Origin of the sequence: Corynebacterium sp., from assembly GCF_030535495.1 — a bacterium.
Lineage (GTDB): Bacteria > Actinomycetota > Actinomycetes > Mycobacteriales > Mycobacteriaceae > Corynebacterium.
The window spans coordinates 1-8,280 of record NZ_JAUNRW010000092.1 but is presented as its reverse complement, the minus strand read 5'-3'; the positions used below and the strand labels follow the sequence as shown (position 1 = coordinate 8,280).

Annotated in this window: 11 protein-coding genes; 3 read left to right on the top strand and 8 right to left on the bottom strand. The window is 68.1% G+C overall.

The window, feature by feature from the left end:
• Positions 1-70: 70 nt before the first annotated feature.
• A complete protein-coding gene (locus Q4F73_RS10000) occupies positions 71-1,189 on the bottom strand; it encodes a UDP-N-acetylmuramate dehydrogenase (RefSeq protein WP_303359205.1) in 1,119 nt (372 codons plus the stop codon).
• Positions 1,190-1,213: 24 nt separating this feature from the next.
• Between Q4F73_RS10000 and Q4F73_RS09995 the strand changes: the two genes are divergently transcribed.
• Genes Q4F73_RS09995 through Q4F73_RS09985 form a run of 3 tightly spaced genes read left to right on the top strand, consistent with a single transcriptional unit; the run spans position 1,214 to position 3,315 of the window.
• Positions 1,214-1,717, top strand: coding sequence for a DUF2505 domain-containing protein (locus Q4F73_RS09995; RefSeq protein WP_303359204.1), 504 nt, complete (start codon positions 1,214-1,216; stop codon positions 1,715-1,717).
• A 25-nt stretch (positions 1,718-1,742) separates the two neighbouring features.
• A complete protein-coding gene (locus tag Q4F73_RS09990; protein ID WP_303359203.1) occupies positions 1,743-2,549 on the top strand; it encodes a class I SAM-dependent methyltransferase in 807 nt (268 codons plus the stop codon).
• Between the two features lie 10 nt (positions 2,550-2,559).
• A complete protein-coding gene (locus Q4F73_RS09985; RefSeq protein ID WP_303359202.1) occupies positions 2,560-3,315 on the top strand; it encodes an LmeA family phospholipid-binding protein in 756 nt (251 codons plus the stop codon).
• Here the strand turns inward: Q4F73_RS09985 and Q4F73_RS09980 are convergent.
• The 7 genes from Q4F73_RS09980 to Q4F73_RS09950 all read right to left on the bottom strand — a co-directional run.
• Entirely contained in the window at positions 3,278-3,841 is a 564-nt protein-coding gene (locus Q4F73_RS09980; RefSeq protein WP_303359201.1) for a hypothetical protein, read from the bottom strand. The genes Q4F73_RS09985 and Q4F73_RS09980 overlap by 38 nt on opposite strands.
• Positions 3,838-4,125: a DUF2516 family protein gene (locus tag Q4F73_RS09975; protein WP_303359200.1), complete on the bottom strand. Its 288-nt coding sequence runs from the start codon at positions 4,123-4,125 to the stop codon at positions 3,838-3,840. Before Q4F73_RS09975 ends, Q4F73_RS09980 begins: the two co-directional genes overlap by 4 nt.
• 9 nt (positions 4,126-4,134) lie before the next feature.
• On the bottom strand, positions 4,135-4,827 hold the full coding sequence (locus Q4F73_RS09970; RefSeq protein ID WP_303359199.1) for a CGLAU_01105 family protein: 693 nt from the start codon (positions 4,825-4,827) through the stop codon (positions 4,135-4,137).
• Between the two features lie 24 nt (positions 4,828-4,851).
• The gene (locus tag Q4F73_RS09965; protein ID WP_303359198.1) at positions 4,852-6,168 is read right to left on the bottom strand and encodes a DUF445 domain-containing protein; all 1,317 of its coding nucleotides are present in this window, start codon (positions 6,166-6,168) and stop codon (positions 4,852-4,854) included.
• Between the two features lie 193 nt (positions 6,169-6,361).
• Positions 6,362-6,739 carry a hypothetical protein gene (locus Q4F73_RS09960; RefSeq protein ID WP_303359197.1) on the bottom strand — a complete coding sequence of 126 codons (378 nt, stop codon included), beginning with the start codon at positions 6,737-6,739 and terminating at the stop codon, positions 6,362-6,364.
• Positions 6,740-6,785: 46 nt separating this feature from the next.
• Positions 6,786-7,535, bottom strand: coding sequence for a succinate dehydrogenase/fumarate reductase iron-sulfur subunit (locus Q4F73_RS09955; RefSeq protein ID WP_303359196.1), 750 nt, complete (start codon positions 7,533-7,535; stop codon positions 6,786-6,788).
• A partial coding sequence (locus Q4F73_RS09950) for an FAD-binding protein (protein ID WP_303359195.1) occupies positions 7,535-8,280 on the bottom strand: 746 nt, incomplete at its 5' end. The genes Q4F73_RS09955 and Q4F73_RS09950, both read right to left, overlap by 1 nt.

Below are 8,280 nucleotides of genomic sequence, written 5' to 3'. Positions count from 1 at the left end.
CAACCAGCCTGTGGACAACTCCCGCGGCCATCCACAGAAACCGCCACCGGTCACCCGACCGGTTGACAACTCAGTCGAGGGACACCCCGATCCAGACGGGCTCGGGCACCAGGGTCACGCCGAAGGCCTCGCGCACCCCGTCGCGGATCTCGCGCGCCAGCACAACCAGGTCGGCGGTGGAGGCGGATCCGCGGTTGGTCAGGGCGAGTGTGTGTTTCGTCGACAGTCGCACCGGCGCCCCCTCCCCGGGATGGCCCTTGGAAAAGCCCGCCCTCTCGATGAGCCAGGCGGCGGACAGTTTCTCGCCTCCCGCGGCCGAAAAACGCGGCATGCGGTCGGCGTCCTCGTCGCCACGGCTCGCGCGCACGCTCGACTGCACGGCATCCGCCACCTCCGTCGGCACGACGGGGTTGGTGAAGAAGGAGCCGGCGGACCAGGTGTCGTGATCCGACTCCACCACGACCATGCCCTTGCCGTGACGCAGCTCCAGCACGGCCTCCCGCACATCGGCGACCGGCCAGCGATCGGCCCCACCGAGGCGGCGGGCCAGTTCCCCGAAACGCAGCGGGGCGGACAACCCGTCTGTGGTCAACTGCAGGTCGACGGCCAGCACCACCCCGCGCGAGGTGAACTTGAGGTTGGAGTAGCGGTACGCCAGTTCCAGCGACGACGCCGGCACCCAGGCGACCTCGCCACTCGCACGGTCCAGCAGCTGCACCTGCACCAGCACGTCGGCGATCTCGGCCCCGTAGGCACCGACGTTCTGGACCGGCGTCGCCCCGGCGGATCCGGGGATACCCGACAGGCACTCGATGCCCCCGAGCCCCGCGGCCACCGCCGCCGCCACGACGTCATCCCACACAGCGCCGGCCCCGGCCACGACCCGACCGTTGGCCGCGTCCACCGTCACCTCCGCGTTCTCCAGCAGCACCACCACCAGATCGAGATCCCCGTCGGCGACGACGAGGTTGGAGCCCCCGGCGACGACGAGGAGGGGGACCGCGTGGGCGTCGAGAAGCGTGACCACCTCGGCCACCGCCGTCGCCGACGCACACCGCACCACCAGGGACGGCCGTCCGCCGAGGTGGAGGGTGGTCAGATCGGCGAAGGTCAGGGCAGTGTCCAGCCGAACGTCTGCGAGATCGCTGAGATGTGCCTGTATGTCCGGGGTCAGAGATGAGTCGCTCACGTGCTTAACGGTAGTCTGTTATCTATGGCAACCCGCAGTGAGAACACCGTAACCATCAACCAGCCGGTCGAGAAGGTCCACGCCGCGCTGACGAACCCCGACTACTGGGCGTTCATCGCAGAGAACCTCTCCCCGGAGCCGGGCGAGGTCAATGAGTTCCAGCAGACCGAGGGCGGCGCCGTGGCCACCCTGTTCGAGGTCCTGCCGCTGGATATCCTCCCGGAGGCCGTCCGCGCGATGATCTCGCAGGCCCTGAAGGTCAAGCGTGTCGTCACCGTCGGCCCGCTGACGGACAACGCCTCCGCCGTCACCTACACCGCCGACGTCAAGGGCACCCCGGTTGATTTCTCCGGTGACATCAACGTCTCCGGCGATGACGCCACCACCACCCTCGCCTACACCAACGAGGTCTCCGTGAACATCCCGTTCATGGGCCCGGCCATCGAGCCGAAGGTCGCCGAGGCTCTGGGCGATCTGTTCAACAACGAGGGTGAACTGACCAACCGCTGGATCACCGAGAACGCCTAGGCGTTTTCTTCTTACTGCTCCACCCATGGCCGACCATGCCCACAACCTCCGCGCGGAGGCGGGCCGTGGTCGGCCTTTCGGCGTGGTCACCCGCGGCACCACCGGCCACAACCGCCTGCGCCGCTGCGACCGGTGGGCGGTGCATCATCCCCGTATCCGGGCGCTGCTTCTCGACGCCCCCTCCCCCCTCGCCCTCGACGTCGGCTACGGCGCCTCCCACGCCACCACCGTCGAATGGGCCTCCCGCCTGCGCACTGTCCGCCCGGACATCGAGGTCGTCGGCCTGGAGATCGACCCGGAGCGCGTCCTGCCCCCGCGCGACGGGGTGCGCTTCGAGCTCGGCGGTTTCGAGCTCGCCGGCTACCGGCCCCATCTGGTCCGCGCTTTCAATGTGCTGCGCCAGTATGACGTGGATCAGGTTGAGGAGGCCTGGGAGTCCGTCACCTCCCGCCTGGCTCCGGGCGGGCTGTTCATCGAGGGCACCTGCGATGAGATCGGCCGCCGCGCGACCTGGTTGCTTCTCGACGCCGCCGGCCCCGTCTCCCTGACCCTGGCGTGGGATCCGTGGGATGTGGACAAGCCCTCGGACGTCGCCGAACGCCTGCCGAAGATCCTCATCCACCGCAACGTCCCGGGCGAGCGGATCCACGCCCTGCTCACCGCCGCCGACGCCGCCTGGGACCGGGCCGCCGGGTGGGAGCCCTACGGCCCGCGGGTGCGGTGGCGCCAGGCCCGGCAGATGCTCATCGACGACGGCTGGCCGATCGACCCGGTCCGCCGCACGCTGCGCGACAACCTGCTGACGGTGCCCTGGGCCGCGGTCGCCCCCTAGACTGTCTGGCATGTCGTCTGTGTGGAAGTTTCTCGTCGGTATCCTCGTCGCCCTGCTGGTCCTGGTGCTGGTCGCGGAATTCGCGCTGCGCTGGTTCATCGGCAACGAACTGCGCTCCAGCTTCGAGGAGCAGGCCGCCGCTGACGGAGTGACCGTGCAGGAGGATCCGTCCATCTCCTTCGGCGCCACCCCCCTGGTGCTCTCAGCGGTCCGCGGCATCGTCCCCGACGTGGAGATCACCACCCCCTCCACCCTGCAGGTCACCGATCAGGACGTGCTGGGGCAGCCGGGCGCGCATGTGACTCTCACGGACCTCGACATCAGGGACCGCGAGAACCCCGTCGCCGCGCACATGGTGACCACCACGGAGGTGCCGGTTGAGTTTCTCCTGGCCACCGTCCGGAAGTCGATCCAGGAGGAGGGCGCCGGCGGCGGTGTCATCCAGGTCTCCGACCTGCGCGCCAACCCGGCGGAGGGCACCCTGGATCTGGAGTTCAACGGCGGGGCCGCGGTGCTCAACCTCATCCCCCGCCCCGTCGACGGCCAACTCACCTTCGAAGCGGCCGGTGCCTCGCTGTTCGGCTTCGCACTGCCTCAGCAGGTCTCCGACCTCATCACCCGCGGCCTGCAGGAGGGGGTGCGGGAGCAGGCGGGCGAGTTCCGCATCGACGCCTTCGATGTCATCGACGGCGGCGCCCGCCTGCGTCTCAGCGGGGAGAACGTCGCGCTCAGTGAGGTGGCGGAGACACCGCTGCCACGTCGCTGACCGCCACCCGGTCGGCGCCGGCCTCGAGGGCGTCGATCACCGTCGCGAGGGAATCGGCGAGGAGGGTGTGCGGTAGCTCGCCGCTTATCGACGCCCCCACCATCCGGTCCGCCCCCGCCAGCGCGGCCGCCTGCGTCAACGCGCGCGCAGCAGCCCCGCTGCGGGCGGGGTCGCAGTACACGGCGAGGGTGACCGGTTGCGGCACGGCCTCCCGCACGGCGACGATGTCCGCCAACAAGGCGTTGGGGTCCGCGATGTGCGGGTCGGTGGCCAGCCAGATCTCCGTCGCCCCCTGGGCAACCGCCAGCCGGGCCTCCGCCGCCTTCACCAGCGTGTGATGGCGGCCGGTGGGCCAGCCCACCACCGCGGCCACCACCATGTCCCCCGCCTCCTGCAGACAGGAGGGGGCGAGAACGACCCCGCGCAGACCCGCCGAGCGGGCGCGGTCGATCCCGGCGGGGACGTCGTCGGAGTCAACGAGCAGAAGAAAAGCGTGGCCCGAAAGCCACGCTGCGTCACCGGTCACCAGCCGAAGTTACCGTTCGAGATGGACCTCAGGTGCGGGCGTACGTCGAACCAGTAAACACCGATCGCCACGATGCCGGCCCAGGAGAGGAACGGCACCCGGGTGACCACCACGAAGGCGGAGCCGATGAGAATGGCCACCCAGATGAGCTTCGACTGCCGGTCGCCGGCCTGGTACGCGTCGTCCCGTGTGGTCACGGCGAACGCGGCACCGACCACACCGCAGATGGCGATGGCGGCGTAGAGGATCATCTCGAACAGGTTGAGACCGGCGATCAGTGACATGGTGACTACTTAGTTGTCCTTGTTGTTCGGGTGCGACACGTCGTCGGTGCTGACGACCTCGCCGTCAATCATATGCGGCACGGCGCCATCCTCCGCATTCGCGGTGGTCTCGGGGGCGGTGGCAGCAGAGTCTTTGTCGACGACAGTGCTCGCCCGCGCGATGAGATCATCGAGGCGACGACGCAGGTCGTCGATGAAGGACTGCTCGCCGGCCTCATCACCCGTGCCAGCCGCGCGGCGGGCGCGGGCCTGCTCCACGGTCTCATCGAAGGTGGAGCGCACGGAGGACACGGCGCTGGTGAAGGCGGCCTTCGCCTCGGTGGCGGAGTCGGAGTCCTTGGTCTCTCCGGCGGCGCGACGCACCGAACCGGCCAGATCGCGGATGATCTCCTCGGCGCGGCCGGCGAAGGCGAGGGAGACGTTCTTGTAGTCCTCGGTGGACTTCGCCCCGGTCAGGCCCGCACGTGCCTCCTGGGCGGCGGTGGTGAAACGCTCCTTGGCGGACTGGCCCGCCGTGGCGGACTCACCCGAGTACACGCTGTGCACGTCGGAGGGCGCGTCGGTGCGCTCGCGGTCGGCGCGGAAGCGCTCGGCGAAATCAGAAACCACGTCGCCGAGGCGGGCGCCGGCGGACACCCAGGCCTGGAAGGGCTCACGCAGGTTGTCCAGCACGGAATTGTTGTTGTCGTTCGGGGTGGTCATGGGGACTGTCCCTTTCGTCTGTGGTTACGCTCCGAAGAGCAGGTGATTCACAGTGTAAATAGCTAAACCGGCGAGCGCACCCACAATGGTTCCGTTGAGCCTGATGAACTGCAGATCCTTGCCCACCATGAGCTCGATCTTGTCGCTGGCCTCGGCCGCGTCCCACCGCTCCACGGTCTCCGAGATGATCGCCGTGACCTCGCCCGCATAGTTGTCCGCCAGGAAGGCCGCGGCCCCGGTGATCCGGCGGTCGAGGCTGGCGCGCAGATGCGGGTCCCGCTGGATGTTGGTGCCCCACGTGACGCACAGTTCGGAGATCTTGGTGCGCAGCAGGGAGGTTTCGTCCTCGGCGGCGTCGATGAGCGAGGCGGAGGCGGAGGCCCAGATGGCCGCGGCCGCCCCCTGGACCGGGGTCGAGCCGAGGAGGTCGTGCTTGATCCCCTCGATGCGCGCGATCATCGTCGGATCGTGCTGCAGATCATCGGCCAGCTCCCCGAGGAAACGCCGGATGGCATGACGGGCCTCGTGCTCGGGGTCATTGGCCACGGCCGCGGTGAACCCGACGAGCTCCTTGTACACCCTCGCTCCGACGAGGTCCTTGGCGAACTTCGGCGCCCACTGGGGCATCCGCTCGTCGATAAGCGTGACGACGGTGTCCTCCATCCCCAGCACCTTCCGGTGGGCCCAGGTGACCACCTCCTGGACGACCGGCTCCGTGCGTCCGTCCGCGATGAGATCGGCGAGCAGACGCCCGGCGGGAGGACCCCATTCGGGCTCAGTGAAGCGATCGATGAGCTGGGACTGGATGAGCATCTCCGCGTCCGCGGGGTCAAACGCTCGGATGGCATTGGCCGTCAGGCGACCCGCCTCCCGGGACACCTTGTCGGCGTTGTCCGGCTCCGCCAGCCAGGATCCCAGCTTCTCCGGGATGTTGGCGCCCGAGACCTTCTCCGTGATGAGCTCGGCATTGAGGAAGTTCTCCCCCACGAACTCCGACAGCGCCTGGCCCAGCTGATCCTTCTTCTTCGGGATGAGCGCCGTGTGGGGGATGGGGATGCGCAGGGGATGCCGGAACAGGGCGGTGACCGCGAACCAGTCCGCCAGCCCACCGACCATGCCCGCCTCGGCGGCGGCCCGGACGTAGCCGACCCACACCGGCGCCCCGCCCGGCTGGTTCTGCCACCAGCTGCACGCCAGGAAGATGACGGCTGCGACGACCAGCAGGCTGGTGACGAAGATCTTGTGGTTGCGCAGGGCGCGGCGACGCTGCGCCTCCACGTCCGGGCTGGGACCGGGGACGGTGCGGGCGTCGATAAGCTCGAGCTGACTGTGCCTACCCATGTCGACCATTATCCTCAGAGCAGCTCGAAGGCGATCATGAGGATGTTGATCGACGTGATGACCGTGATCAGCGTGATGAGGACAATGATGATGTTGCGGCGCACCTCATCCACCCTACGGCCCGGAAACGCGAAAGGCCCGTCCCCCTGTGAGGGACGGGCCGAACGGGGCCGAAAGACGTCAGCTGGTGAGGCTAGTTCCTGCGACCGGTGGTGTCGCGGTACTCGCGGTAGTAACGACGACCGCGGTGGATCAGAGCGAAACCGGCGATGATGCACACCGCCGCAATGACGGCACCGATGATGAGGTACAGCGTGGTGTCGTACTCGGCGACGGTCACACCCTGGCCCCACAGGAGGGTGGCAGCCATCCAGATGAGGATGCCGAAGCCCGCCAGGGAGGTGAGCAGGAGGCCCATGCCGATCCAGGTGGAGGAACGCTCCAGGGAGGAGTGCGGCGCACCCAGGGACACCGGGTCGTAGCCGTCGATGTAGGAGTCGTGGAGCTTCGGAGCGTAGTCCGGGAAGCTCTCGGATGCCTGATCGGCGACGGCAAAGTTGTTGGAAGCCATTGGCCTTTACTCGCTTTCGTCTCTCGTTACTCGGGTGACCCCGAGCTTAGTCGTCCTTGCCGCGGAAGGCGGCACGTGCGCGCTCCTTGGTGACGGCGGCGACGGCGGTCAGCGGGATACCCGCCGGGCAGACGTCGGCGCATTCACCGAAGAGGGTGCAGTGACCGAAGTTGGTCTCGAGCTCGTCGACCATGTGACGGGCACGCTTGCCACGCTCCTCCTTGCCCAGCGGCATGAGGGAGAGGTGGACCAGCTTGGCACCGGTGAACAGGTGGGCTGCACCGTTCGGGCAGGCGGCGACGCAGGCGCCACAGCCGATGCAGGCCGCGTGGTCGAGGGCGAACTCGGCGGTCTCGTGGTTGACGTGCAGGGTGTCGGCATCCGGTGCGGTGCCGGCGTTGATGGAGACGTAGCCACCCTTCTGCATGACGCGGTCCAGGGAGGAACGGTCGACGACCATGTCCTTGATGACCGGGAAGGCAGCAGAGCGCATCGGCTCCAGCTTGAGCACGTCACCGTCGTTGTAGCCGGTCAGACGCTGCTGGCAGGCCGGGGTGTTCTGGCCCGGGCCGTGCGGACGGCCGTTGACCAGCAGACCACAGGTGCCACAAATTCCCTCGCGGCAGTCGGAGGCGAACATGTAGGGCTCGCGGTTGTCCTCCACCAGGCGGTTGTTGACGTGGTCGAGCAGCTCCAGCACCGACATCTGCGGCACGGCATCCGGGACCTCGACGGTCTCGAAGGCGCCCTCGTGGGTCGGTCCGGCCTGACGCCAGATCTCAAGTGTCAGCTTCATTACTTGTAGTTCCTTGTCTGCAGCGGGATCGATTCGAAGTAGAGCGGGTCAGCGTGGCGGATGAACTTGCCCTCGCCGGCCGGCTCCCACGCGGAGACGAAGCACCAGTTCTCATCGTCGCGCTCGGCCTCGCCGTCCTCGGACAGGTGGTCGTCACGGAAGTGTGCACCACAGGACTCGTCGCGGTCGAGTGCGTCGACACACATGAGCTCGCCCAGGTCGATGTAGTCGGCGACGCGGGCGGCGTACTCGAGGGCCTGGTTCATGTAGTTCTGCTCGCCCGGGATCTGGACGTTGGCCCAGAAGTCCTCGCGGATGGCGCGGATCTTGACGATCGCGTCCTGCAGGTCCGGGACGTTACGGGACACACCACAGGCGAAGTACAGCAGCTCACCGAGCTGGCGGTGGTAGTACTCGGCGCCGTGCGGGTTCGGGCCCTTGACGTTGAGCAGGCGGTCGATGCGTGCCTGGGCGCGCTCGACGGCCTCGGCGGCCTCCGGGGAGTCAGCCGGGAGAACATCCTCGCCGAGGTGGTTGGCCAGGTAGTTCGGGATGGTGAACGGCAGGGTGAACCAGCCGTCGACGGAGGCGGACAGCAGCGAGTTGGCACCCAGACGGTTCGCACCGTGGTAGGTCCAGGAGGCCTCACCGGCGGCGAACAGGCCGTTGATGGAGGTCATCTCGTTGAAGTCGGTCCACAGGCCACCCATGGTGAAGTGGCAGGTCGGGGCGATACGCATCGGGG